The sequence below is a fragment of the Paractinoplanes pyxinae genome, from assembly GCF_026626335.1.
GTDB lineage: Bacteria > Actinomycetota > Actinomycetes > Mycobacteriales > Micromonosporaceae > Actinoplanes > Actinoplanes pyxinae.
The window spans coordinates 637,451-661,036 of the sequence record NZ_JAPNTZ010000001.1 but is presented as its reverse complement, the minus strand read 5'-3'; the positions used below and the strand labels follow the sequence as shown (position 1 = coordinate 661,036).

25 protein-coding genes are annotated in these 23,586 nt (G+C 70.0%); 13 read left to right on the top strand and 12 right to left on the bottom strand.

The features are described 5' to 3' along the window. Positions 1 to 25: 25 nt before the first annotated feature. Genes OWR29_RS02830 through dhaK form a run of 4 tightly spaced genes read left to right on the top strand, consistent with a single transcriptional unit; the run spans position 26 to position 3,253 of the window. The gene (locus OWR29_RS02830) at positions 26 to 886 is read left to right on the top strand and encodes a class II fructose-bisphosphate aldolase (protein ID WP_267560710.1); all 861 of its coding nucleotides are present in this window, start codon (positions 26 to 28) and stop codon (positions 884 to 886) included. After that, entirely contained in the window at positions 787 to 1,647 is an 861-nt protein-coding gene (locus OWR29_RS02825; protein ID WP_324291214.1) for an HAD-IA family hydrolase, read from the top strand. Before OWR29_RS02830 ends, OWR29_RS02825 begins: the two co-directional genes overlap by 100 nt. After that, on the top strand, positions 1,644 to 2,261 hold the full coding sequence (gene dhaL / locus OWR29_RS02820) for a dihydroxyacetone kinase subunit DhaL (protein WP_267560708.1): 618 nt from the start codon (positions 1,644 to 1,646) through the stop codon (positions 2,259 to 2,261). Before OWR29_RS02825 ends, dhaL begins: the two co-directional genes overlap by 4 nt. Beyond that, positions 2,258 to 3,253: a dihydroxyacetone kinase subunit DhaK gene (dhaK, locus tag OWR29_RS02815; RefSeq protein ID WP_267560707.1), complete on the top strand. Its 996-nt coding sequence runs from the start codon at positions 2,258 to 2,260 to the stop codon at positions 3,251 to 3,253. Before dhaL ends, dhaK begins: the two co-directional genes overlap by 4 nt. A 155-nt stretch (positions 3,254 to 3,408) precedes the next feature. Here the strand turns inward: dhaK and OWR29_RS02810 are convergent, their stop codons facing one another. Next, positions 3,409 to 5,013 carry an RICIN domain-containing protein gene (locus tag OWR29_RS02810; RefSeq protein ID WP_267560706.1) on the bottom strand — a complete coding sequence of 535 codons (1,605 nt, stop codon included), beginning with the start codon at positions 5,011 to 5,013 and terminating at the stop codon, positions 3,409 to 3,411. 73 nt (positions 5,014 to 5,086) lie between these two features. On the opposite strand from OWR29_RS02810, the gene OWR29_RS02805 reads away from it, so the two are divergent. Beyond that, positions 5,087 to 6,325 (top strand): MFS transporter, encoded by a 1,239-nt coding sequence (locus tag OWR29_RS02805; protein ID WP_267560705.1) that lies wholly within the window; start codon positions 5,087 to 5,089, stop codon positions 6,323 to 6,325. Positions 6,326 to 6,335: 10 nt separating this feature from the next. Then, entirely contained in the window at positions 6,336 to 7,370 is a 1,035-nt protein-coding gene (locus OWR29_RS02800; RefSeq protein WP_267560704.1) for an alcohol dehydrogenase catalytic domain-containing protein, read from the top strand. Here OWR29_RS02800 and OWR29_RS02795 read toward each other — a convergent pair. Both OWR29_RS02795 and OWR29_RS02790 read right to left on the bottom strand, forming a co-directional pair. Beyond that, positions 7,357 to 8,439 carry a tartrate dehydrogenase gene (locus OWR29_RS02795; RefSeq protein WP_267560703.1) on the bottom strand — a complete coding sequence of 361 codons (1,083 nt, stop codon included), beginning with the start codon at positions 8,437 to 8,439 and terminating at the stop codon, positions 7,357 to 7,359. The two genes, OWR29_RS02800 and OWR29_RS02795, sit on opposite strands and share 14 nt — an antisense overlap. Further along, a complete protein-coding gene (locus tag OWR29_RS02790; protein WP_267560702.1) occupies positions 8,436 to 9,125 on the bottom strand; it encodes a GntR family transcriptional regulator in 690 nt (229 codons plus the stop codon). Before OWR29_RS02790 ends, OWR29_RS02795 begins: the two co-directional genes overlap by 4 nt. Before the next feature lie 72 nt (positions 9,126 to 9,197). On the opposite strand from OWR29_RS02790, the gene OWR29_RS02785 reads away from it, so the two are divergent. From OWR29_RS02785 to OWR29_RS02760, 6 genes are all read left to right on the top strand, one after another. Further along, on the top strand, positions 9,198 to 10,466 hold the full coding sequence (locus OWR29_RS02785; protein WP_267560701.1) for an MFS transporter: 1,269 nt from the start codon (positions 9,198 to 9,200) through the stop codon (positions 10,464 to 10,466). 94 nt (positions 10,467 to 10,560) lie between these two features. Further along, positions 10,561 to 11,484, top strand: coding sequence for an NAD(P)-dependent oxidoreductase (locus OWR29_RS02780; RefSeq protein ID WP_267560700.1), 924 nt, complete (start codon positions 10,561 to 10,563; stop codon positions 11,482 to 11,484). Beyond that, positions 11,481 to 13,100, top strand: coding sequence for an FAD-binding dehydrogenase (locus OWR29_RS02775; protein ID WP_267560699.1), 1,620 nt, complete (start codon positions 11,481 to 11,483; stop codon positions 13,098 to 13,100). Before OWR29_RS02780 ends, OWR29_RS02775 begins: the two co-directional genes overlap by 4 nt. Before the next feature lie 44 nt (positions 13,101 to 13,144). Further along, positions 13,145 to 13,366 (top strand): hypothetical protein, encoded by a 222-nt coding sequence (locus OWR29_RS02770; protein WP_267560698.1) that lies wholly within the window; start codon positions 13,145 to 13,147, stop codon positions 13,364 to 13,366. Further along, positions 13,359 to 14,714 carry an acyclic terpene utilization AtuA family protein gene (locus OWR29_RS02765; RefSeq protein WP_267560697.1) on the top strand — a complete coding sequence of 452 codons (1,356 nt, stop codon included), beginning with the start codon at positions 13,359 to 13,361 and terminating at the stop codon, positions 14,712 to 14,714. Before OWR29_RS02770 ends, OWR29_RS02765 begins: the two co-directional genes overlap by 8 nt. Beyond that, positions 14,707 to 15,018 (top strand): DUF4387 domain-containing protein, encoded by a 312-nt coding sequence (locus tag OWR29_RS02760; protein WP_267560696.1) that lies wholly within the window; start codon positions 14,707 to 14,709, stop codon positions 15,016 to 15,018. The genes OWR29_RS02765 and OWR29_RS02760 overlap by 8 nt, the downstream gene beginning before the upstream one ends. A gap of 42 nt (positions 15,019 to 15,060) precedes the next feature. Here the strand turns inward: OWR29_RS02760 and OWR29_RS02755 are convergent, their stop codons facing one another. From OWR29_RS02755 to OWR29_RS02730, 6 genes are all read right to left on the bottom strand, one after another. Then, positions 15,061 to 15,492, bottom strand: coding sequence for a MarR family winged helix-turn-helix transcriptional regulator (locus OWR29_RS02755; RefSeq protein WP_267560695.1), 432 nt, complete (start codon positions 15,490 to 15,492; stop codon positions 15,061 to 15,063). A 9-nt stretch (positions 15,493 to 15,501) separates the two neighbouring features. Continuing rightward, positions 15,502 to 16,293, bottom strand: coding sequence for an SAM-dependent methyltransferase (locus OWR29_RS02750; protein WP_267560694.1), 792 nt, complete (start codon positions 16,291 to 16,293; stop codon positions 15,502 to 15,504). Positions 16,294 to 16,333: 40 nt separating this feature from the next. Continuing rightward, positions 16,334 to 16,828 carry a PepSY domain-containing protein gene (locus tag OWR29_RS02745; protein WP_267560693.1) on the bottom strand — a complete coding sequence of 165 codons (495 nt, stop codon included), beginning with the start codon at positions 16,826 to 16,828 and terminating at the stop codon, positions 16,334 to 16,336. Positions 16,829 to 16,833: 5 nt separating this feature from the next. Then, on the bottom strand, positions 16,834 to 18,084 hold the full coding sequence (locus OWR29_RS02740; protein ID WP_267560692.1) for a sensor histidine kinase: 1,251 nt from the start codon (positions 18,082 to 18,084) through the stop codon (positions 16,834 to 16,836). After that, positions 18,077 to 18,742, bottom strand: coding sequence for a response regulator transcription factor (locus tag OWR29_RS02735; RefSeq protein WP_267560691.1), 666 nt, complete (start codon positions 18,740 to 18,742; stop codon positions 18,077 to 18,079). Before OWR29_RS02735 ends, OWR29_RS02740 begins: the two co-directional genes overlap by 8 nt. A 72-nt stretch (positions 18,743 to 18,814) precedes the next feature. Beyond that, positions 18,815 to 19,705 carry an NADP-dependent oxidoreductase gene (locus tag OWR29_RS02730; protein ID WP_267560690.1) on the bottom strand — a complete coding sequence of 297 codons (891 nt, stop codon included), beginning with the start codon at positions 19,703 to 19,705 and terminating at the stop codon, positions 18,815 to 18,817. Between the two features lie 132 nt (positions 19,706 to 19,837). On the opposite strand from OWR29_RS02730, the gene OWR29_RS02725 reads away from it, so the two are divergent. Beyond that, positions 19,838 to 20,284 carry a MarR family winged helix-turn-helix transcriptional regulator gene (locus tag OWR29_RS02725; RefSeq protein WP_267560689.1) on the top strand — a complete coding sequence of 149 codons (447 nt, stop codon included), beginning with the start codon at positions 19,838 to 19,840 and terminating at the stop codon, positions 20,282 to 20,284. Here OWR29_RS02725 and OWR29_RS02720 read toward each other — a convergent pair. From OWR29_RS02720 to OWR29_RS02710, 3 genes are read right to left on the bottom strand one after another with little or no spacing between them, the layout of a single operon-like run. Beyond that, complete coding sequence (locus OWR29_RS02720) at positions 20,281 to 21,006, bottom strand: ABC transporter permease subunit (RefSeq protein WP_267560688.1); 726 nt, start codon at positions 21,004 to 21,006, stop codon at positions 20,281 to 20,283. The genes OWR29_RS02725 and OWR29_RS02720 overlap by 4 nt on opposite strands. 8 nt (positions 21,007 to 21,014) lie before the next feature. Continuing rightward, the gene (locus tag OWR29_RS02715) at positions 21,015 to 22,499 is read right to left on the bottom strand and encodes a DUF1349 domain-containing protein (RefSeq protein WP_267560687.1); all 1,485 of its coding nucleotides are present in this window, start codon (positions 22,497 to 22,499) and stop codon (positions 21,015 to 21,017) included. Further along, on the bottom strand, positions 22,496 to 23,212 hold the full coding sequence (locus OWR29_RS02710; protein ID WP_324291213.1) for an ABC transporter ATP-binding protein: 717 nt from the start codon (positions 23,210 to 23,212) through the stop codon (positions 22,496 to 22,498). Before OWR29_RS02710 ends, OWR29_RS02715 begins: the two co-directional genes overlap by 4 nt. Positions 23,213 to 23,586 lie beyond the last annotated feature (374 nt).

Here is a 23,586-nt window from a genome sequence, read left to right as displayed (position 1 = left end):
GGCGGCACCGGCTTGACTGGGGCTCGTGCCCATCGTCGCCCTGAAGGACATCCTCGACCGTGCGCTCGCCGAGCGGTACGGGGTGGCCGCCATCAACATCATCAACGACCTCACCATCGAGGCCGTCGTCGCGGCCGCCGCCGAGGAACGGGCGCCGGTGATCCTGCAGACGTCGGTCAAGACCGTCAAGCAGTACGGCCGGCGGCAGCTGCACGACATCGTCGAGACGCTGGTGCGGGAGGCCGACGTGCCGGTCACCCTGCACCTCGACCACTGCCCCGACCGTGCGGTGATCTCGGACTGCCTCGACGGCGGCTGGAACTCCGTGCTGTTCGACGCGCACGAACTTGACGTTGCCGACAACTTGCGCCAGACCACCGAGGTGGTGGCCGAGGCGCGCAAGACGGGAGCGCACGTCGAGGGTGAGATCGAGGGCATCCAGGGCGTCGAGGACGACGTCGGCTCGGACGACGCGCCCCGGGTGCAGAGCCTCGAGGTTGCCGTCGACTTCATCGAGCGGACCGGGGTGGACTGTTTCGCCCCGGCCATCGGCAACGCCCACGGCCAGTACAAGCAAGCGCCAGTCCTCGATGCCCAGCGGATAACCGATCTGGTGGCGGCCACCGGCAAGCCGATGGCGCTGCACGGCGGCACCGGACTGTCCGACGACCAGTTCACCGACCTGATCGCGCGCGGCTGCGCGAAGGTGAACATCTCGACGGCGCTCAAAGAGACGTTCATGAAGTCGGGGCTGGAGTTCCTGCGTACGACGGCCGAGCGCGACAAGTGGGATCCGCCCTCGCTGTTCAAGCATCAGCGGGCCGCGGTGCTCGAGATGGCCCGGCGGCACATCCGGCTGTTCGGCGGATCGGGGCGGGCCTGGTGACCGCGCTCATTTTCGATTGTGACGGAGTTCTGGCCGACACTGAGCGATACGGACACTTACCGGCGTTCAACGCCACCTTCGCTCAGTTCGGGTTGCCCGTTCAGTGGACGGAGGAGGAGTACGGCCGGAAGCTGAAGATCGGCGGCGGCAAGGAACGCATGGCCAGCCTGTTCGACGACCCCGGGTTCGCGGCCGCGGCCGGGCCCGGGGACCGTACGGAAAAGCTCTTGACCTGGCACAAGGCCAAGACGGCAGCCTTCAAGCAATTGGTCGCCGAAGGCAAGATCCCGCCCCGGCCGGGGATCAAGCGGGTCATCCTGAGCGCCATCGAAGCCGGATGGACGGTAGCGGTGGCGTCGACGTCGGCCGAGGAATCGGTGCGGGCGGTGCTCGAGAACGCGGTCGGGTCGGCGGCGGCCGAGATCCCGGTGTTCGCCGGCGACGTGGTGCCGGCCAAGAAGCCCGACCCGGCCATCTACCGGCTGACCGTCGAGCAGCTGTCGCTCGACCCGGCGCAGACGCTGGTCGTCGAGGACTCCCGCAACGGGCTGCTGTCGGCCACCCGGGCCGGGCTGAACTGCCTGGTCACGGTCAACGGCTACACCCGCGACGAGGACTTCACCGAGGCGGTGCTGGTCGTCTCGGAACTGGGCGACGAGGACCGCCCGCCGATCGAGGTGCTGGCCAACCGCGGCCGCGCCCGGCCCGGGGCCTACCTGACCCTGGACGACCTGCGCGCCTGTCTGGGAGGGCCGGCATGAGCATGCGGCAGACCGAGTTGGTGGTCCGGACCATCGCCGAGACGGCCATCGAGAACGAGAAGTACTTCGGCGACCTGGACGCGGTGGTCGGCGACGGCGACTTCGGCTACTCGCTGGCCCGCGGCTTCGAGAAACTGCTCGAAGGCTGGGACGCCCTCGATCGTACGGACCCGGGAACTTTCCTCAAGAAGAGCGGCCTGGTCATCACGTCGCGCATCGGGGGCACCTCCGGGCCGATCTGGGGCACGGCGTTCCTGCGGGCCGGCGCCACCGCCGGGGACGCCGCCGAACTGGACGGCGAGCAAGTGGTGGCCATGTTGCGGGCGGCCATCGAGGGCATCAAGGCGCGCGGCCAGTCCGACGTGGGCGACAAGACGCTGCTCGACGCGCTCGTGCCGTTCACCGACGCGCTGGCGTCCGGCGCGGGCCTGGCAGCGGCCGCCACCGCCGCCCGGGAGGCCGCCGACGCCACAGTGACCATGGTCGCCAAGCGCGGCCGGGCGGCGTACACGGGCGAGCGCAGTCGCGGCTCGGTCGACGCCGGCGCCATGGCGGTGGCGGTGATCGCCGAACGGATCAGCGAGACCTGGCAGAAGCAAGGAGCGGCATCGTGAAGAAGTTCGTCAACGACCCCAAGAACTACGTGGCCGAGATGCTCGAAGGTGTCGCGCTGGCCAACCCCGGCACCCTGCGCTATGTCCCCGCCTACAACCTCATCATGCGGGCCGACGCGCCCAACGAGAACAAGGTGTCCATCGTGCAGGGATCCGGCTCCGGGCACGAGCCGGCCCACGTGATGGCGGTCGGCAAGGGCATGCTCGACGCGGCCTGCCCCGGCGACGTGTTCGCCGCCCCGCCGATGGACTACGTCTACGAGACGGCCAAGCTGCTCAACTCGCCCAAGGGCGTGCTGCTGCTGGTCAACAACTACACGGGCGACCGCATGGCGTTCGACATGGGCAAGGAGATGGCCGAGGCCGACGGCGTACGGGCCGAGATCCTGACCATCAACGACGACGTCGCCGTGCAGGATTCGACGTACACGGTCGGCCGCCGCGGCGTGGCCGGCAACTTCTTCGTCATCAAGGCCGTGGGCGCCGCCTCCGAGCAGGGCGCCGACCTCGACGAGGTCATCCGGATCGGCAAGAAGGTCAACGACGTCACCCGGACGATGGGGGTCGCGCTCACGGCCTGCACGCCGCCGGCCAAGGGCTCACCGCTGTTCGAGCTGGGCGCCGACGAGATGGAGTTCGGCGTCGGCATCCACGGCGAACCGGGCCGCGAACGCCGCAAGCTCAAGGACGCCGACGCCATCGTCGACGACCTGCTCGAAGCCGTGGTCACCGACCTCCCCTACAACTCGGGCGACCGGGTGGCGCTGATGATCAACGGCTTGGGCGGCACCCCGATCAGCGAGCTCTACATCCTGTTCCGCCGGGCCCACCAGCGCCTGGCCGACCGCGGCATCACGGTGGGGCGCAGCTACGTGAACGAGTACTGCACGTCGCTCGACATGGCCGGGGCGTCGCTCACCCTGGTCCGCCTGGACGACGAGATCGAGGGCCTGCTGACCGCACCGGCCGAAGCCGCCGTCCGCATCTTCTGACCGCCACGCCCAGGCTCGCGATGGCGGGTGGTCAGGCGAATCCGGGATGCGGGTGGAATTTGCGCCCCGACGAATCCTGGTGGGCGGATGGCGTACGGGAAAAGGAGCGCGAGGCGCGACGGCCTGGACCGTCGCGCCTCGCTCGGTTCAGTGGGTCAGTTGTCGGCGAGCTGCCACTGCTGGCCGAGGTCGGTGGCCGAGCAGGTCTGCTGGGTCAGCGTGACGCCGGCGGTCTTGGAGCCGTCGGCGATGTCGAGGCACTTGCCTGTCGTCTTGTTGCGTAGCGCGGTGATGCCGGTGGGTGTGGTGTCGATCGTCCACTGTTGTTCGCCGTGGGTGTTGTCACCGCACGTCCATTGCAGGGAGCGCTGGCCCTCGGTGGTGGAACCGCTGCCGATGGCGGCGCACAGGTTGCTGCGGTCGTTGCGGATCTGGGCGTAGCCGCCGGCCTTGGCGGTCAGGTGGAACTCGTGGTGGTTGGCGTCGCCGCAGGTGGCCTGGACGAGGCCGGCGCCGTTGGTGAGGTCGCCGTTGTTGCTGGCGCAAAGCTTGCTGTGCTGGTTGATCAGGCGGGTGCCGACCGTGCGGGGCGTGATCTTCCACTGCTGCTCTCGGTTGGCGGTGCCGCGGCAGCCCCACTGGATGACGATCTGGCCGGCCGTCTTGGAGGCGCTGCCCATGGCCAGGCACTGCTTGCTGTTGACGTTCTGGATCGCGTTGTAGCCGGTGCCGTCGGGGATCAGCGCCCACGTCTGCTCGAGGTGGGTGTCGCCGCCGCACGGCCACTGCAGCAGCTCGGCGCCCTGCTCGGTGGAGCCGCTGCCGATGGCCAGGCACTGCCCACTGTGGTCGTTGCGGATCTCGTACGCGCCGCTGGGCCGCTGGGCCAGGCGCCAGTCCTGCTCGGTGCCGCCCTGGCAGTTCCACTGGATGGCGCGGGCCGCGTTCTCGGTCGAGCCGGCGTTGATGGCCAGGCACAGGTCGCTGTTGTCGTTCAGGATCGTGTTGACCTGCTTCTCGGGCAGATATTGGCCGAACCAGGAGCCGAGGTCGTCGACCCGCGTCACGGTGCCGCCGCGGGTGTCGGTCGGCTCGGCGCTCAGGCAGCCGCCCTGCCCGCCCGTCCGGGTGATGGCCACGAGCTGCACGGTGGCGCCGGACTCGCGCAGGGCGGGACCGCCGGCGTCGCCCTTGCACGGGCCCACCTGGGCCGAATCGGTGGCGGCGATCGACGGAGTGGAAGTAGCAGCGCTGCCCACGGTGAAGGTGCTCAGGTGCGGCGCGTCGGGGACCCAGGCCGATTCCGTACGACCGAAGCCCGCGACCGTGAGAACGTCGCCATCGGCCGGCGCCGTCGTGGCCAGGGCCACCGGCGCCACATCGGCGACGGCGACCGCCAGGCGGGCCAGCACGACGTCGCGGTTCGGGTGCGGCACGAGGCGGACGACTGACACGTTCTGGCCGCCCCCGACCTGCGACAGGTTGGACCAGCCGATCAGGGCCGTCGTCTTCTGAGCGGGCGCGCCGGCCGCGACCGTCGAGCCGAAGCAGGCCTTGGCCGTCACGACCCAGCGCGGCGCGACCAGGACGGCCGAACAGCTCGTGCTGCCGGCCAGGCCGGGTGTGCCGAACTGAACCTTCGAGACGACCTTGTACGCCTCGGAGGCCGGGACGGCTTCGGCCGCCGGCGACGGGCCGACGAGCCCGACCGACGCCGCGATCAGGGCGGCCGCCGCGACTTTGCGCAGTAATCCAGACATGATGATGGAGTTCCCCCGTGTTTCGGACGGACGGAAAGTCACGTCCGTCGATCTGAACGAGGTCACCTTACACATGACCACCGACACCTACGCGCTCTATCGGCGCTCGCTGGCCGTGGTCGTCGTCTCGCAGGTTTTCGGCGGCGCGGGCCTGGCCGCCGGGGTCACCGTCGGGGCCCTGCTGGCCCAGGACATGCTCGGCCGCGACGACCTGGCCGGGCTGCCGGCCGCCCTGTTCACCCTGGGATCCGCGCTGACCGCCTTCACCATCGGGCGCATCACCCAGCGCGCCGGGCGTCGCGGCGGTCTGGCCGCCGGGTTCGCCGCGGGCTCGCTGGGCGCGATCGGTATCGTGACGGCCGCCGTGGCCGACCGGCCGGGGCTGCTGTTCGTGTCGCTTTTCGTCTACGGCGCCGGCACGGCCACCAACCTGCAGGCCCGATACGCCGGTACGGATCTGGCCCCACCCGGGCAGCGGGCCACCGCGGTCTCGGTCGCGCTGGTGTCCACTACAGCCGGCGCGGTCGGCGGCCCGCTATCGGTCGACCTGCTGGGCGAGTTCGCCGTCTCGGTCGGCCTGCCCGCCCTGACCGGTCCGTTCGTGCTGGCCGCGGTCGCCTTCGGGCTGGCCGGGCTGATCCTGTTCGTCTTCCTGCGGCCGGACCCGTACCTGGTCGCCCAGCGCTCGGCTACCACGTCCGCCGCCGAAAGCGCTCCCCCAGCCGGTCTGCGGCGCGGAGTCGTCGTCGGCGCCACCGTCATGGTGCTGACCCAGGTGGCGATGGTCGCCATCATGACCATGACGCCCGTCCACATGCGGCACCACCACCACGGGCTCGGGCAGGTCGGCTTCGTCATCAGCCTGCACATCGCCGCCATGTTCCTGCCCTCGCTGCTCACCGGGCGGCTGGTCGACCGCCTCGGCAACCTCCCAGTGGCCGTAGCTGCCGCCGTCACGCTGCTCGCGGCCGGTGTGGTGGCAGCTTTCTCGCCCGGCGACTCGATGACCGGGCTGACGCTGGCGCTGGTCCTGCTCGGGCTGGGCTGGAACTTCGGACTGATCAGCGGCACCGCCTACATCGTCGACTCGACAACCCCCGAGACGCGCGCGAAGACCCAGGGCTCGGTCGACGTGCTCATCGCCCTCTCCGGCGCGGGGGCCGGCGCCTCGTCGGCCTTCATCACCGACGCCACCAGCTTCGCCGCGCTGTCGCTGGGCGGCGGCCTGCTGTCGCTGCTGCTGATCCCGGTGCTGGTCTGGCAGCGCCGGCCGTCCCAGGATGAGACGGCCGGGGCGGTTTCCCGCCGTTAGCGTCGGCCCCATGAAGGCACTCGTCTATCACGGTCCCGGCGCCAAGGCCTGGGAGGACGTTCCCGACGCGACCATCGTCGAGCCGACCGACGTGGTCGTGCGGGTCGACACCACCACGATCTGCGGCACCGACCTGCACATCCTGCACGGCGACGTGGCCGCCGTGACCGACGGCCGGATCCTGGGACACGAGGCGGTCGGCCACATCACCGCGGTCGGCGACGCGGTCAAGGGGTTCGCCGTCGGCGACAGGGTGCTCGTCCCGGCCATCACCAAGTGCGGGCGGTGCGAGTACTGCCAGCGCGGCCTGCCGTCCCATTGTGAGACGGTCGGCGGGATCGGCTGGATCTTCGGCCACCTGATCGACGGCACCCAGGCCGAGTTCGTACGGGTGCCGTACGCCGACACGTCGCTCTACGCGGTGCCGCCGGACGTCACCGACGAGCAGGCCATCTTCCTGGCCGACGCGCTGCCCACCGGCTACGAGGTGGGCGTGCTGGCCGGCGAGGTGCGTCCCGGCCACACCGTTGCCGTGGTGGGCGCGGGCGCGGTCGGCCTGGCTGCCATCCTCACCACCGGATTGTGGGGCGCCTCCCGCGTCATCGCGATCGACTCCAACAAGTTCCGCCTCGAGAAGGCCCTCGAGTTCGGCGCGACCGACGTCTTCGAGGCCGGCCCGTCGACCGCCGACGAGGTGCGCGATCTGGGCGTGGACGTGGCGATCGAAGCAGTCGGCTACCCCGAGACCTTGTTGACTGCCGCTTCCCTCGTACGACCGGGTGGGACGATCGCCAACATCGGTGTCCACGGCGTCCCCGTCGAGCTGCCCATGCAGGACATGTGGATCAAGAACGTCCGCCTGACCATGGGCCTGGTCGACACCGTCTCGATCCCCACCCTGCTCAAAATGGTGGCCGGCGGCCGCATCCCGGCCGAGAAGATGGGCACCCACCGGTTCACCTTCGACCAGATGGACGAGGCCTACGACGTCTTCGGCAACGCCGCGGCCAACTCGGCCCTCAAGGTGGTCATCACGCCTGCCTGACCTGGTCCGCGATCGCCCGGCCGAGCTCGGCGGTGGTTCCCTTGCCGTGCAGGTCGGGCGTCAGCGGGGCCTCTCCCGGCCCGTACGACAGGACCTTCTCGATCGCGGCCAGCAGATGTGCCGCCGCCTCGGGGTGGCCCAGGTGCTCGAGCATCATCGAGCCGCACCAGATCTGGCCGACCGGGTTGGCAATGCCGCGGCCGGCGATGTCGGGGGCGGAGCCGTGGACGGGCTCGAACAGGCTGGGGTGGTCGCGCTCGGGGTTGATGTTCGCGCTGGGAGCGATGCCCAGGGTGCCGGTGCAGGCGGGGCCCAGGTCGGACAGGATGTCGCCGAACAGGTTGCTGGCCACCACCACGTCGAACCACTCGGGGTGCAGCACGAACTGTGCGGCCAGCGCATCGATGTGGAACTTGTCCACGCGTACGGCCGGGAACTGGCCTTTCATCTCGGCCACCCGCTCGTCCCAGTACGGCATCGAGATGGAGATGCCGTTGCTCTTGGTGGCCGACGTCAGGTGCTGCTTGGGGCGGCGGGCGGCCTGCTCGAAGGCGAAGCGCAGCACGCGGTCGACCCCGACGCGGGTCATCACCGTCTCTTGCAGGACGGTCTCGCGCTCGGTGCCCTCGAAGATGCGGCCGCCGATGCTCGAGTACTCGCCCTCGGTGTTCTCGCGGACGACCACGAAGTCGATGTCGCCCGGCTCGCGACCGGCCAGCGGGCTGCGGACGCCCGGCATCAGGCGGCAGGGACGCAGATTGACGTACTGGTCGAAGGTGCGGCGGAACTGCAGCAGGCTGCCCCACAGCGACACGTGGTCGGGCACCACCTCGGGCCAGCCGACCGCGCCGAAGAAGATGGCGTCGTACGACCGAAGCGTCTCTTCCCAGTCGGTCGGCAGCATCGTGCCGTGCCGCTGCCAGTAGTCGGCGCTGGCGAAGTCGAAGGTGTCGAACTCGAGCGTGATGCCGAAGCGGCCGGCGGTGGCTTCCAAGGCTTCCATTCCCGCCGGTACGACTTCCCGGCCGATGCCGTCGCCGGGGATCACAGCGATGCGGTGGGTGGTCATGGCGCCTCCCTCAGTGCAGCGAGACCGCCCTGGGCGTCGGCGAGGGCGATCTGCTCGGCGCCGGCGGAGTCACCGGCCCGCAGGGCGCGGACCAGGGCGCGGTGGCTGGTGTACCTCTCCAGCCCGAACGTATCGTCCTCGGCCACCTTGCGCAGCACGAGCTCGCGGCGGCGGGGGCGGCTGAACACGCGGCTCTGTTCGAGCATGCGCACGAGCACCGGATTGTGCGCGCAGGCGCTCACCGCGTCGTTGAACTCCTGCATCGTGTCGAGCAGATCGGTCAGATAGCGGTCCGTCGACCGGCCCTGACGGCGCCGCTCCTTGACGAGAATGAGCAGGTCATCGGCCCGGTTGAGGATCACGTCGAGTGTGTCCAGCTGGTCGGGGGTGGCGTGCCGGGCGGCGAACCGCGCGACCAGGCCGCGCAGGCCCACCTCCACTTCGGCCAGATCGTCGATCGCGGCGTCGTGGATGGCGGCGACCAGCACCGTTCGGGGGCCGATGCGCTCGATCAGCCCGTCGAGTTCGAGCCGGCGCAGCGCCTCGCGCACCGGGGTGGGGCTGATCGCTAGCCGCTCGGCCATGCCGCGCTCGGTCACCTTTTGCCCGGGGCGGAGCTCGCCGGTGGCGATGGCAGAGCGGACTTGACGGTACGCATGGTCGGCCAGCGTCTCGGCAGCGTTCATGAGCGGCACTCTAACGCATGCTGTGGCTAACTTCAGTTGCAACTGTTGACGCTTTTGCTACAGCAAATTAACGTGACGCCCGACACTTGGGAGGGCGACATGGCTGGGGTGAACTACCGCAAGATCACTTTTTTCATCGCTCTGGCGCTCTTCGCGCAGGAGTCGACCTGGAACTTCTACGACAACCAGGTGCCCGTGCTGTTGCGCGAGCATGTGACGAGCGCGGCGCTGGTCGGTGCGCTCATGGGCATGGACAACCTGCTCGGCATCTTTGTGCAGCCTTGGATCGGCAACCGGTCCGACAACACCCGCACGCGGTGGGGCCGGCGCGTGCCGTACCTGGCGGTGGGCATGCCGCTGGCCGCGGTGCTCTTCGTCTTCCTGCCCTGGATGACCTCGGCCGCGATGCTGATCGCGGTGATGGTCGGCTACGCGCTGGTCGCCAACACGATGCGGCCGCTGGCCGAGTCGCTGGTGCCCGACTTTATCCCGCCCGAGAGGCGCAGCCGGGCCAACGCCGTTGTGAAGATCGCGGCCGCGCTGACCATTATCGTCGCTTCGCTCATCAGCCTGCTCGTGGTGGACGACCATCCGCATGCCGCGTTCGCCATCCCGTCGGCGATCCTGCTGGTGGTCACGGTGATCATGGTCGTGAAGGTGCGGGACAGCCGGTCGGCCGGTTACCAGGAGGCGCTGGCCGAAGACTCCCCCGATGAGGTGCGGGTGCCGCTCCGCCAGGTGATCGCCGGCATCGTCACCGACTCCGATCGCCGCCGCCTTCTGCTGCTGCTCACGGTCATGCTGTTCGGCGGCGCGTGGTTCGCGTCCCGCTCGCTCATCACGCCGTACGGGATGGAAGCGCTCGGCCTGACCCGGGGCGAGGCGGGCGGGCTGACGCTGCCGAGTGGCATCGCCTACGTGGTGGCCGCCTATCCGGCCGCGCTGCTGGCGGAACGGTTCGGCCGGCTCCGCACGATGGGCGTGGGCATGGCGGTCTTCGCCGCCGCGATGGCCGCCGGGTCGGTCGTGCAGACGGCGACCGCCACGGTTGTCGTGTTCTGCGTGGCCGCGGTGGGCGCGGCGGGCTTCCTCATCAATGCGGCGGTCGCGTTGTGGAATCTCGCGCCGTCAAGCCGGGTGCTCGGCACCTACACCGGGTTGTACGCGGTCACCTGGTATCTCGGCGGCTTCGCCGGCCCAGCCCTCATCGGCGGCGTCGTCGACCTGACCGGCTGGGACGGAATGCTGCTCGACATCGCCGTCCTAGCCGCGCTGGCCATCCTCGTCGTCGTCCGCCTGGGCCGCCTCCAGACCCGCACCGAGACTCCCATCCTCAAGTGAGCGTCCATGGCCAACTGCGCAGTTTCTGCGGTGGGTTGAGCGAAACGCTCGTGCCCGACACACCTCACACGCCGACTCACAAGCGAAGGGCGCTATGCCGACCATTTTGATCACCACTGACTACCTGAGACCGAGTGACGAGGTGGACACCTATCTCACCGGGCTAGGGTTCGCTACGCGGCACGATCCGATGCGCGGCACGCGGTCGGAGTCGAGCCTGGCCGCCGCGCTCGACGGCGCGGAGGGCGCGCTGATCGCCAACGAGCCGATGACCGCGCAAGTGCTGGGCCAGGCGCGTTCGTTGCGCGCGATCGTGCGTACGGGCGTGGGTTACGACTCGGTCGACGTGATCGCCGCGGCTGAATTGGGCATCAGCGTAAGCAACCTGCCCGGCATCAACGCCAACGCGGTGGCCGAGTACACGATCGCGCTCATGCTCGCTCAAGCGCGCAGCCTCGTGAGCACGGCGGCCGGTGTCGCCGGCGGCGAATGGCCACGGCGCGACGGCTTCGAACTGCGCGGCCGCACTCTAGGCATCATCGGCCGCGGCGCGGTGGCGCAAACTGTCCGTCCGTTGGCCGAAGCGTTCGGAATGAGCGTTCTCGACGGCGACCTGGACAAGTTGTTGCGCGAATCCGACTTCGTCTCCGTCCATACGGCCCTGAACGAGCACACTCGGCACCTGATCGACGCTTCCGCGCTCGCCAAGATGAAGCCGACCGCGCACCTGATCAATACGGCGCGCGGGCCAATCGTCGATTCGGCGGCGCTCGCCGCCGCGGTCCGCTCCGGACAGATCGCCGGCGCCGCCCTCGACGTCGTGGACATCGAGCCACTACCGATGGACAGCGAACTGCGCGACGTCGACGGCATCACCGTCTATTCGCACATGGCCGGCCAGACCGCCGAAGCCCGCCGCAACGCCGGCATCGAAGGCGCTCACGAGCTGGTGGCCGCCCTGGCCGGAGCCCCCAACCATCTCGTTCCCGGCAGCGCCCGCCCTGGGAGGAAGCCATGAACGCCGACGTCATCGTGGTCGGGGCCGGCCTCTCTGGGCTGGTTGCCACGGCAGAGCTTGCTGCGGCCGGTCGGTCGGTTCTGCTGGTTGAGCAGGAGCCCGAGCAGAGTCTGGGCGGGCAGGCGTTCTGGTCGTTCGGCGGGCTGTTCCTGGTCGACTCGCCCGAGCAGCGACGGATGGGCATCCGGGACTCGTACGAATTGGCCTGGCAGGACTGGCTGGGCAACGCCGGCTTCGACCGGGCCGAGGACGAGTGGCCGCGGCGGTGGGCCGAGGCGTACGTCGGGTGGGCGGCCGGCGAGAAACGTGCATGGCTGCGCGCTCAGGGCATCAAGTTGTTCCCGATCGTCGGCTGGGCCGAGCGGGCCAACAACTCGGTGCCCCGCTTCCACATCACCTGGGGCACCGGGCCGGGCGTGCTCGAACCGTTCATTGCTGCCGCTTCGATGAGCGATCGTGTCCGCATCGTGCATCGCCACCGGGTCGACTCGCTCATCACCGACGGCGGCGTGGTGACCGGCGTCGCCGGGCGGGTGCTCGAACCGAGCGAAGTGGCGCGCGGCCAGGCCAGTTCCCGGCGGGAGGCCGGCGACTTCGAGTTCACGGCGCAGGCGGTCATCGTGACCTCCGGCGGCATCGGGGGCGACCATGACCTCGTACGGCGTCATTGGCCTTCGCGTCTCGGCACTCCGCCCGAGCACATGATCAGCGGCGTGCCGGCTCACGTCGACGGGCGCATGCTCGGGATCGCCGCCGAAGCCGGTGGAGCGGTCATCAACCCGGATCGGATGTGGCACTACGTCGAGGGCATCCAGAACTGGGATCCGATCTGGGAACGCCACGGCATCCGGATCCTGCCCGGCCCGTCGTCGCTGTGGCTGGACGCGCGCGGGCATCGTCTACCGGCGCCGCTGTTTCCCGGCTTGGACACCCTCGGCACCCTCGCCCACCTGCGAACAACCGGCCACGACCACAGCTGGTTCGTGCTCGACCAGCGGATCATCGAGAAGGAGTTCGCACTGTCCGGCTCGGAGCAGAACCCGGACCTGACCGGCCGCAGCGTGCGCCAGGTGCTCGGCCGGATCCGTGCCGGCGCACCCGCCCCGGTGGAGGCGTTCAAGCGCAACGGCGCCGATTTCGTGGTCGCCGACGACCTGGACGAGCTGGTGAAGGGCATGAACGCGCTCACCCCCGAGCCGCTGCTCGACCCGGCGGACATCCGGCGCACCGTCGAGGCCCGCGATCGGGAGCTGGACAACGGCTTCGGCAAGGATCTGCAGGTGGCGGCGATCCGCAACTTCCGCAACTACCGCGGCGATCGGCTCATGCGCACAGTGGCCCCGCACCGACTGCTCGATCGTGCCGCCGGACCGCTCATTGCTGTTCGTTTGCACGTTCTGACGCGCAAATCGCTCGGTGGTCTGCACACCGACCTGGACGGCCGGGTGCTGAACGCCGACGGACAACCGGTTCCCGGCCTGTACGCCGCCGGCGAGGCCGCCGGGTTCGGCGGTGGTGGCATGCACGGCTACCGCGCCCTCGAAGGCACCTTCCTGGGCGGCTGCCTGTTCTCCGGCCGCCAAGCCGGCCGCGCCCTGGCCGCACTGACGAAATGACCCGCTCACCAGTCGAACAACAACCGCTCACCAACAGTCCGTTCATGAGCGACTCGCTCACAAACGACAACGTTCGCTCACTGAGCGAATCGCTCACCATCGGTCAGCTCACGCGGGACTCGCTCACGAATGACAACACCCGCTCACTGAGCAAGCCGCTCGCCAACAGTCCGTTCATGAGCGACTCGCTCACAAACGACAACATCCGCTCATTGAGCGAGCAGCTCATGAGCAGTTCGCTCAGGAATGAGGCATCGAATGACTGAGGTGCGTGTGCTCACGCCGACCGGCATGCTCGGGGCCGGCTTCCCGCCCGAGACGGTGACGCGCGGCCTGGAACTGGGTGCCGACGTCATCGCGGTCGACGGCGGCTCCACCGACTCGGGGCCGTACTACCTCGGTTCGGGCACAGCGAAGACGGCCGCGGGGGCCGTGGCGCAGGATCTGCTCCTGTTGCTGCGAGCCGCGGCGACCGCCGGGATCCCGCTCATCATCGGCTCGTGCGGGACCAGCGGCACCGACTCCGGCGTCGACTGGGTGGCCGGCCTCGTACGCGGGATCCTCGCCGAAGAAGGGCTGGATCTGCGGGTCGCCACTATCTACAGCGAACAACGGGCAGCCGACCTTCCGCTCGATCGCATCCAGCCGCTCGCGCCCGCGAGCGAGCTGGACGCGGCGACGTTGCACAGCTGCACGCACATCGTCGGCATGATGGGTCACGAACCGATCGTCGCCGCCCTCGAAGCCGGCGCCGATGTGGTGCTGGCCGGGCGGGCCACCGACACCGCCGTCGCGGCCGCGTTCCCGCTGATGAAGCGTCTGCCGGCCGGGCCGGTCTGGCACGCCGCGAAGATCGTCGAATGCGGCGGCCAGTGCACGACCAACCCGCGCGCGGGCGGCGTCCTCGCCACGATCGACACCGACGGCTTCACCATCGAACCGCTCGACCCGGACAACAGTTGCACACCTGTGTCCGTAGCTGCGCACATGTTGTACGAGACGGTCAACCCGTTCTCGATGCGCGAGCCGGCCGGCACCATCGTCGTCTCGGAGGCGACCTACGAAGCCTTGGACGAACGGCGCGTACGCGTGGAGGGCTCCCGTTTCGAGCCGGCCGCCCAGCACACCATCAAGCTCGAGGGCGCCCGGATCAGCGGGTACGAGACGATGTCGTTCACGGCGATCCGCGACCCGCACATCCTCGGCCAGATCGACACGTGGGCGGCGCTGCTGCGCAAGATGATCGGCGAATGGGTGGCCCGCACACTCGGCCTGGGCGACGGCGACTATGAGATCGACCTGCGCCTGTACGGCTACGACGCGGTCCTCGACGGCATCGAGCCCGATCGCCGCCCGCCCAAAGAGGTCGGCGCGATGCTGCTCGTCCGGGCGGCCGACCAGCCGACCGCGACGGCCGTGGCCAAGGTGGCCAACCCGCTGATGCTGCACCTGCCCACGCCGGACATGAACTATCTGCCCAGCCTCGCATTCGCGACCTCACCGGCCGAGACCGAACGTGGCCCGGCGTACGAGTTCGTCCTCAACCACGCCGTCGACGTCGACTCCCCCACCGCCCTGTTCCGCATTCACCTGCCGGAGGCGACCGATGCCTGACACCGACACGATCGCCGACCTCGCGCTGGAGGTACGGTCGAAGAACGCCGGCCCCTTCTGGGTGACGATGGAGGTTTTCCTGCGCGACGCCGAGGGGTACGACCGGGTCGCTTTCCTCGACGCGGCGGTCGTCGCCCGTCTCTACGGCGTCGATCCGGCCGCCGTCCAGGTCTTCCGCCTGCCGGCCCTCAACGTCGTCAAGATCTCGTTCCCGCGCCCCGTCCCCCAGGGCGGCCTGCGCGACCGCGACATCCACGCCGGCCAGCACCACGTCCCCCTGGCCTTGCTGCCCGTGCCGGACTAGAAGCGCCGTGACGGGCAGAAGCGCCGTGCCGCCGGTGCGAAGTTAGGCGGACTCCGTCCCCAGCTTCTCGAGCGCCCGCAGAAAGGTCCGCCGGTCGCCGGCCGGCAACTGGTCGAGCAGCACCGCCTCGGCCTCGCGAATCTCGGTCTGAGCCGCTTGATGCAGCGCGCGCCCGGCCGGGGTCAGCCCCAGCAGGCGGACGCGGCGGTCGGCCGGGTCGGGCTCGCGCTCGATGAGGCCTCGTTTCTGCAGTTCGTCGAGGACGGGGATGAGCCGGGTCTTGTCGGCGCCGATCGAGCGGGCCAGCGCCGTCTGGGTGCGCATCGGCTCGTCGCGCAGCACGGTGAGGACGGCGTAGCCCCACATCGAGATGTCGTGGGCGGCCAGGATCGGCTGCTCGACGGCGACCATGTGCCGGCCCAGCCGCATCAGCATGGCGGCCAGGTCGGGCCGGTCCTCCGCTTCCCCGCTCACCAGCACAAATTACACGGCGGCGACCCCGCAGTACTGGTTGACGTCGACGTGGCCGGTGTCGCCGTCGGGGCGCCAGCGGTTGCACGGCACCACGCCCGGCTCGATCAGGCGCAGCCCGTCGAAGAAGCGGGCGATCTCGGCCGCGCTGCGGTACTTGATCTTCGGAGTGCCGCGCTCGTTCCAGAACTCGACGATCCGGTTCGCCTCGTCGGTGTTGATGTCGTCGCAGCCGTGCGCGATCACCAGGTAGCTGCCGGGTGGAACTGCTTCGACCAACGTACGGACGGCAGCCCGGGCTTCGTCGTCGTCGCGCAGGAAGTGCAGGATGCCGAGCAGCGTGACCGCGACCGGCCGGGTGAAGTCGAGCGTCCCGGCGGCGGCGCGCAGGATCTCGGCTGGGTCGTTCAGGTCGGCCTGCACGTACTCGGTGCGCCCCTCGGGCGAGCCGGCCAGCAGCGTCCGGGCGTGCACCAGCACGAGCGGGTCGTTGTCGACGTACACGACCTTGGTCTCGGGCGCCGCCGCCTGCGCCACCTGGTGGGTGTTGTCGGCCGTGGGCAGGCCGGCCCCGATGTCGAGGATCTGCCGGATACCGGCCTCGGCCACCAGGTGGCGCACGGAGCGGCGCAGGAACTTGCGGTCCTCCTGGGCGAGGGTGACGATCGACGGCAGGATCCCGGCGATCACGTCGCCGGCCTCGCGATCGACCTGGAAGTTGTCGGTGCCGCCGAGCCAGTAGTTCCACAGCCGCGCGGAGTGCGGCGTGCCGGTGTCCAGATTGGATACATCGAAGTCCGTCACCCGCTCATGGTGCCAGCCCGCGCCGATTCCCGGGAACCCGTCAGTCGTCGGCGTTCTTGGTCAGCACCTTGAACGCCGGATCGAGCTCGACGTCCCATTCCTTGTTGTCGGCCGAACGGACCTCGACCTCGTAGGCGACGCCTTCGTCGTCGCCCGCCTCGACGCCCAGCACAGTGCCGCCGGCCACCGCTTCCAGGGCCGCCTTCTCGGCCGAGGCCCGGTCGGCGCCGGTCAAAGCAGGGTCGGCCGCCTCGGCCTGCTGCGTGACAACCTTGAGGTCCTTGTCGAGCTTCACGTCGACTTCGCTGCCGTCCGGCTTGCGCACCTCGACCTCGTACGCCTCGCCCTGATCGTCACTCGCCTCGACGTCGACCACCGTTCCGCCCCCGACGGCCTGCACGGCGGCGTTCCCGGCCCGGTCGCGGTCGCTGCCGCTCACATCGGGATCGGCGTAGGCGGCGGTGGCCCAGACGCCGCCACCGACGGCGAGGGCGGCGACGGCTGCGGTGGTGAGGATGACGCGCTTCGTTTTCATGCGGCCTACTCTGCGGGGCCGTCGCTGAATCCAGCCTGAAAGCGCACGGTGAACCGAGCCCCGCCCACCTCCGAACGGGTGACCGCCACGGTTCCGCCGTGCGCGCCCACGATTTCCTTGACGATGGCCAGGCCGAGCCCGCTGCCCCCGGCATCCCGGGCACGAGCCTCGTCGAGCCGTACGAACCGTTCGAAGACCCGTTCGCGCTGGTCCTCCGGGATGCCGGGCCCGTCGTCGTCGACGGTGAGCTCGGCCGTGCCGCCACTCTCGCGCACGCCGAAGGCGATGGTGGCGACGGCGTGCCGCGCGGCGTTGTCGGCCAGATTCCGGACCACCTGAGCCAGGGCGGAGGCGTCCCCGCGCGTACGGCCCGGTCCGACGCCTCTGGTGTCGACAACCAATCCCGTACGGCTGACCCGCTTCGCCTCGGCCAGCGCCAGGTCGTCGAGATCGACGTCGTGGCACGACCTCCCCGCACCGCCGTCGTCGGCCCGGGTCAGCAGCAGCAACTGGTCGACCAGCCGTTGCAGGCGAGCCGATTCCTCCAGCACCGTCCGGGCCAGCTCGCCGTCGGGCAGGGCGGCCGGATGGCTCTGAGCGACCTCGGCCACCTGCCGGATGCTCGCCACCGGGGACCGCAGCTCGTGCGAGGCGTCCGCCACGAATTCGCGTTGCCTGTCCCGCGAGTCCTGCAGCCGGCCCAGCATCTGGTTCATGGTGCGGGCCAGCCGGCCGATCTCGTCGCGGGACGCCGGCTCGGGCACCCGGCGGTCCAACCTGTCCCCGGTGATGGCCTCCACCTCGCGCCGGATGCGTTCCACCGGAGCCAGCGCGCGCGATGCCACCACCCAGGTCACTCCGCCCACCAGCAGCACCAGCAACGGAAGACCGACCGCGAGCGGGGTGATCAGGGCTTCGGTCGACTCCTCCACCTCCTCGAGCGAGGCGGCCACCGAGACGCGGTAGCCGCCCTCGCTGTCGGTCACCACGAGGTGGTCGTCGCCGTCGGGCAGCGGCTCGTCCGATCGGGTGACGGTGCCGTCGGGTGCGGTCAGCTGCCACGAGAAGTCGTCATCGTCCGGCGCCGGCGACCCGCCCTGCTGCAGGATCGCCGCGGCCCGCTGCTCGGCCGTCGCTTCCAGACCGTCGCGCAGCGATCCGCGCACCAGGAACACCAGCGCCAGGGCGCCCGCCAGCATGGCGACCGACACGACCAGTACGGCCGCTGCCGTCGTACGCAATCGGACGTCAGCCACCGTCGCCGCCCAGCCGGTAACCGGAGCCGCGCATCGTCTCGATGGCCGTCCGGCCGAACTTGGCGCGCAGACGCCTGATGTAGACCTCGACGATGTTGGGGTCGCCCTCGAAGTCGGCATCCCAGACACCGTCCAGGATCTGCCGCTTCGAGACCACGTCGCCGGGTCGCCGGGCCAGGAACTCGAGCAGCGAGAACTCGCGCGTGGTCAGCTCGACCTCGGTCCCGCTGAGCCAGACCCGCCGCGCGGCCGGGTCGAGACGCAGGTCGCCCACCACCAGTTCGGTCGGGCGCTCACGGGCGCCGCGCCGGCTGACCGCGCGCAGTCGCGCCACCAGAACCGGGAACGAGCACGGCTTGGTCAGATAGTCGTCGGCTCCGGTGTCGAGGCCCTCGACCTGATCCCATTCCCCGTCCTTGGCGGTCAGCATGAGGATCGGCGTCCAGTCCCGTTCGGCCCGCAGCGTCGCGCACACCTGATAGCCGTTGAGACCCGGAAGCATCAGGTCCAGAACGATGGCGTCGTACGTGTTCTCGCGCGCGAACCACAACCCGTCCACCCCGTTCTGGGCCACGTCGACGGCGAACCCCTCCGCCTCGAGCCCGATCCGCAACGTACGGGCCAGCCGTTGCTCGTCGTCGACGACGAGTACGCGCATCGGTGCACCTCCAGAGACGGCCGATCCACCATCGTCCCGCACCGGAACTGAACGCCCCCTGAAAGACTCGCGTCAGATGACGACCACGATCTTCCCCTGGGTGTGGCCGCGCTCGGACTCGCGATGCGCCTCGGCGATCTTGTCGAGGGGGTAGGTCGCGGCCAGGTACGGGGTGTAGCCGCCGCGAGCTCCTTCGGCGAGCAGGGCGGCGTTGTTCCCGGCGGAGATGTGCCGCACGCCGAGTTCCCCGGCGCGGCCGTCGGCCACTGTCACCACACGGTCGGCATGGCCGGCGATGGCCACGAGATCGGGCAGCGAGCCCGAGGCGGCGGTGTCGAGCACGGCGTCCACCCCGTTCGGTGCGAGCTCCCGGATGCGATCGGCCAGACCTTCGCCGTACGTGGTGGGAAGCGCGCCCAGCGCGCGCAGATAGCCGTGCTTGCCCTCGCTCGAGGTGCCGATGACCGTGGCGCCGCGAGCGACCGCCATGGCGACGGCGGCGCTGCCCACGCCGCCCGCCGCTCCCTCGATCAGCAGCGTGCGGCCGGCGAGGTCGCCCAGCGCGTCGAGCCCGGCCCCGGCGGTGTCGACGGCCAGGCCTGCCCCGGCCGCCTCCTCCAAGGTCCACGCCTCGGGCACCGGCGCCCAAGCGGACAGGACGGCGTACTCTGCGGAGGCCCCGCCGAGGCCGCCCAGCCCGAACACCCGGTCACCCACGGTCACGCCGGTGACGCCCTCACCGACCTGGTCGACCACGCCGGCGGCGTCCCGGCCCGGGATCGCCGGGAACTCGATCGGCAGGAAGGCGCGGACCGCTCCGGCGCGGATCTTCCAGTCGACCGGGTTCACGCTGGCCGCCGCGACCTGGATGCGGATCTCACCCGGCCCGGCGTTCGGCTCCGGCGCGTCCTCGATGACGAGGACGTCGGCCGGGCCGTAGTCGTGGAAGCGGGCAGCGCGCATGATGGCTCCTTGATCACCGAATGCTTTCGTCGGAAAGTAACGTACGGTGTAATTACTTCCCGCGGCAAGGGTTGGTCAGATCACGTCCGCTTTGGTTTCCGCGGAAAACGTCTTGGTGTTACGGTCGCGCGTGTGGATGAGCTCGCGCCGGCCCAGGCGGACACGTGGGGGTCGCTGCTGCCGGTCCTGCTGTGGCTGCCGGCGGCGCTGGAGGGGCGGCTCAAGCAGCACGGCCTGAGCCACCCCGAGTTCCTGATCCTGTGGTGCCTGGCCGAACACCGCGAGCGCACGATGAGCTCGCTGGCCGAACGGTCCCGGGTCACGCCGTCCCACCTGTCGCGCATCGCGGCCCGGCTGGAGAAACAGGGCTGGCTCGTACGCACGACGGACCCAGCCGACGCCCGCTGCACGATCGCGTCGCTCACCCCGGCCGGCGCGCGCAAGTACGCGGAAGCCGTCCCCACGTACAACAAGGCGTTGCGCGAACACGTCTTCGACCAGCTCACCGCCGAGCAGGCTGAGCAGCTCGGCGGCATAACTGCGCTCATTGCCCGTACGCTCGACCCGCACACAAGCTAGCCGTCGCGGCGGTGCAGCAGCAGCGCGCCCAAGGCAAGAGCTCCCACTGACCAGGCCGCCACCACGCCCAGCGCCGCCCACGGACTCAGCGGCAGCACGGAGTTGTCCACCGTCGTGGTGATGGCTTGCACGGCCGTGGCCGGAGTCAATCGGTAAAGCACGCGCTGCCAGTCGGGGTCGGGCAGCATGCGCAGCAGCATCGGCATCAGAAACAGCAGCGACAGAACGATGCCGATGGCGGCGGCCGAGCTGCGTACGACCGCCGCCACGCCCAAACCGAGCAAGGCCACCAGAATCAGGTGAAGGACCGAGGTGGTGGCGGCCCGCAGCATCCCGGCGTCCGGGCTGAGGCCGATCACCGCAACGCCGACCCCCAGCACAGCAACCGGAGTCACGAGCGCGGTGAGCAGCCCAGCCTTGACCGCAAGCACATCGAGGCGACGCGGAACCGCAAGCAGAGTCGCCCGAATCAGGCCGCTGCCGTACTCCCCCGCCAGAATCTGCACGCCCGCCGCGGCCACAGCGGCCTGCCCGAGCCGGACCCCCAAGAGCCGCAACTGCGCCGGATCAACCGCATCCCGCCCGAGGGCAACCCCTCCGGCAACGATCAGCAGCCCCGCAAGGAGGGGCACGGCCGGCCCGGGACCGCCGGTGAGCAGCTTGACCCACTCACCCCGCCACGCAGCCCGCAGTCTTATCGCACCACACTGCGGTCTCGCCATGCGGCATTTCATGCCCGGGTCCGATTGAGGCGCCAGGCGGCTGCGGCTACGGCGGTTAGTGCCCACAGCGCCAGCACGGCCAGGCCGGCCCAGGGCGGTAGTGGGAAGTAGCCGTCGGCCACTGTTTGTGGACGGGACATCTGTGGATAAGCGGCGACGCTCTGCTGGATCGCGAAGGCGGCGGCGGGGGTCAGGCGCAGCAGCCAGGCGGACAGTTCCGTCGGCAGCACCGAGGTCACGGACAGGATCGGGGGCGCGACCAGCAGGGCGGTCACCGCCACGATCGCGAGCACCGAGCGACGTAGCAAGGCCCCGACGCCGTACGCGAGAACGCCGGCCAGCGACAGCAGGAGCGCCGTGCCGAGGGCCACGCGCAGCATGGTCGGCCCCGAAACGGATAACACCACCACTTTTTTCGCCTCCAGCAGGCGTACCGCCATCGGCAGCGTCACAGCGACCGCGACCAGGCCTGCAACCAGCGAGACGGCCCCGACCACGGTGGCCTGGGAAACGGATATCCACACCGGTTTGGGCATCGCGGCCAGCGTCGTGCGGATCAGACCGTGCCGGAACTCGGCCGTGCCGCACAGCGCCGCCACCACGATCAGGGGCAGCAGCCCGGCGAACACTCCGGTCAGCACCCGCTCGACGGACATGCCGCCCTCGGTGTCGAGACCGATGTCGCCGGCGCCGGCCACGGTGACAACGCCGCCGGTCTCGGTGTGTCCCGGCGGGTGGGTTTCTTCCCAAGTCGTGCGGTAGTCGGAGTAGCCGACCAGCGTCTCGTCCCATCCGCCGCCGGGGGTGACCCGGGAGAACTCCGCTGTGGCTTGGGTCCAGCGGGCGGCGACGGCGTGTCCGCCCTGCGGGTTCTCCTCGACGGTGAGCCCGCTGGGCGAGGTGACGAACAGGCCGATGCGCACGGTGGTGGGCAGGTCGTTCAGGCGTACGGTCTCGATCTTCTGCCAGGCCGCGCCGTCGGCCGAGACGTATCCGGTGATCTTGTCGCCCTGCCGGGTCAGGCGGAGCCAGGCCTCCCGTACCGGCGACGAGGCCTTGTCGTGCGTGAAACCCGATTGCATGCGTACGCCGTGAGCGCCCGTGACCATGACAGCGGCGTAGTCGGCGCCCGGGCTCGTCCCGTCCTTGATCATTAGGCCGGCCTTCGCCCACGGGACGACTCCGCGCACGATCTCGTCGTGGTTCGGCGGCGGGTAGGTGATCGTGCCGTCGAGGTGGCCGACCTTGGCGGTAAGCGAACCGTCGCCAGTGAGCGTTCGATGCACGAAGGTGAACTTGTCGGCCACCGAGCGGCCGGACGTGTCGGTCGGCGGGGCCGGACAGTCGACCTCGCGCGTGCCGTCCATGCACGACATCGTCACGCCGGTGGCGGCCAGGACGCCGAGCCCGATCACGATCAGCGCGGCGGCCGCGGCGCCGGCCATCCAGCCTCGTACGGTGCGGAACTTCAGCCATTCGGCCCGCAGCATCATCGGATGCTCCCGACGCCGTCGGTGAGCCGCAGATAGGCCGCTTCCAGCGAGGCGTGCTCACCGATCAGTTCGTCGACGCCGGCGTCGGCAATTGCGCGACCATGAGCGACGACGACAACATGCGCCGCCATATCTTGCAGTTCGCTCATCAAGTGACTGGATACGAGCACCGAACGACCATCTTCGGCCAACTCGCGCAACAGGTCGCGCATCCAGACGATGCCCGCCGGGTCGAGCCCGTTGAACGGTTCGTCCAGCAGCAACACGGGCGGGTCGCCGAGGAGCGCGGCCGCCACGCCCAGTCGTTGGCGCATGCCGAGCGAATAGCCACCGGCCGCGCGCCGACCGGCCGCGGCCAGACCGGTCAGGGTCAGCACCTCGTCGACCCGACTGTCCGGCAGATCTTGCGACCGAGCCAGCCAGCGCAGATGGTTGCGGCCGCTGCGCGACGGGTGCAGCGCGTGCGGGTCGAGCAGAGCGCCGGCATGCCGCATCGGGCACGGCAGGTCGGCGTAGCGCCGCCCGCCGATCGTGGCCGTCCCGGCGTCCGGCCGGTCCAGCCCCACGATCATGCGCAGCGTGGTCGACTTGCCCGCCCCGTTAGGACCGACGAACCCGGTGACGTGCCCCGGCCGTACGACAAAGGTCATCCCATCCAGGGCAACCGACGACCCGAACCGTTTACGCAATCCGTTCACTTCGATGGTGGTCATGCCGCGAGTTCTACGCAGCCGCACCTAACCCGGCCGCGACAACCGCTGTCACACCCCTGTCACATGTGGGCGGGCACGCTCGTCTCCGCTAACAGCCGGCCAGGATGGACGCTGTCCCGCCCGTATCGCGTGTGGGCGGGCACGCTTCGGTCCACCGACAGCCGACCCGACGGAAGCAGTCACGTTCATGTCATGTGCTGGCGGGCATGCTCCGCTTCCCCGACAGCCGGCCAGTACGGACGCTGTCCCGCTCGTGTCACTAGCGGGCGGGCACGCTCTGGTCCACCGGCAGAGGACCTGACGGAAGCAGTCACGTCCATGTCAGGTGCTGGCGGGCATGCTCCACTCCCCCGACAGCCGGCCGCGACGGACGC

Excerpts from the sequence above, each read along its gene's own strand:
- OWR29_RS02790 (WP_267560702.1), bottom strand. The coding sequence starts at position 9,125 with ATGAACGCTGCCGAGACGCTGGCCGACCATGCGTACCGTCAAGTCCGC.
- OWR29_RS02805 (WP_267560705.1), top strand. The coding sequence starts at position 5,087 with ATGACCACCGACACCTACGCGCTCTATCGGCGCTCGCTGGCCGTGGTC.
- OWR29_RS02710 (WP_324291213.1), bottom strand. The coding sequence starts at position 23,212 with ATGACCACCATCGAAGTGAACGGATTGCGTAAACGGTTCGGGTCGTCG.
- OWR29_RS02780 (WP_267560700.1), top strand. The coding sequence starts at position 10,561 with ATGCCGACCATTTTGATCACCACTGACTACCTGAGACCGAGTGACGAG.
- OWR29_RS02715 (WP_267560687.1), bottom strand. The coding sequence starts at position 22,499 with ATGATGCTGCGGGCCGAATGGCTGAAGTTCCGCACCGTACGAGGCTGG.
- OWR29_RS02775 (WP_267560699.1), top strand. The coding sequence starts at position 11,481 with ATGAACGCCGACGTCATCGTGGTCGGGGCCGGCCTCTCTGGGCTGGTT.
- OWR29_RS02770 (WP_267560698.1), top strand. The coding sequence starts at position 13,145 with ATGAGCGACTCGCTCACAAACGACAACGTTCGCTCACTGAGCGAATCG.
- OWR29_RS02765 (WP_267560697.1), top strand. The coding sequence starts at position 13,359 with ATGACTGAGGTGCGTGTGCTCACGCCGACCGGCATGCTCGGGGCCGGC.
- OWR29_RS02720 (WP_267560688.1), bottom strand. The coding sequence starts at position 21,006 with ATGGCGAGACCGCAGTGTGGTGCGATAAGACTGCGGGCTGCGTGGCGG.
- OWR29_RS02730 (WP_267560690.1), bottom strand. The coding sequence starts at position 19,705 with ATGCGCGCTGCCCGCTTCCACGACTACGGCCCGGCCGACGTCCTCGTC.
- OWR29_RS02795 (WP_267560703.1), bottom strand. The coding sequence starts at position 8,439 with ATGACCACCCACCGCATCGCTGTGATCCCCGGCGACGGCATCGGCCGG.
- dhaL (WP_267560708.1), top strand. The coding sequence starts at position 1,644 with ATGAGCATGCGGCAGACCGAGTTGGTGGTCCGGACCATCGCCGAGACG.
- OWR29_RS02745 (WP_267560693.1), bottom strand. The coding sequence starts at position 16,828 with ATGAAAACGAAGCGCGTCATCCTCACCACCGCAGCCGTCGCCGCCCTC.
- OWR29_RS02760 (WP_267560696.1), top strand. The coding sequence starts at position 14,707 with ATGCCTGACACCGACACGATCGCCGACCTCGCGCTGGAGGTACGGTCG.
- OWR29_RS02800 (WP_267560704.1), top strand. The coding sequence starts at position 6,336 with ATGAAGGCACTCGTCTATCACGGTCCCGGCGCCAAGGCCTGGGAGGAC.
- OWR29_RS02735 (WP_267560691.1), bottom strand. The coding sequence starts at position 18,742 with ATGCGCGTACTCGTCGTCGACGACGAGCAACGGCTGGCCCGTACGTTG.
- OWR29_RS02810 (WP_267560706.1), bottom strand. The coding sequence starts at position 5,013 with ATGTCTGGATTACTGCGCAAAGTCGCGGCGGCCGCCCTGATCGCGGCG.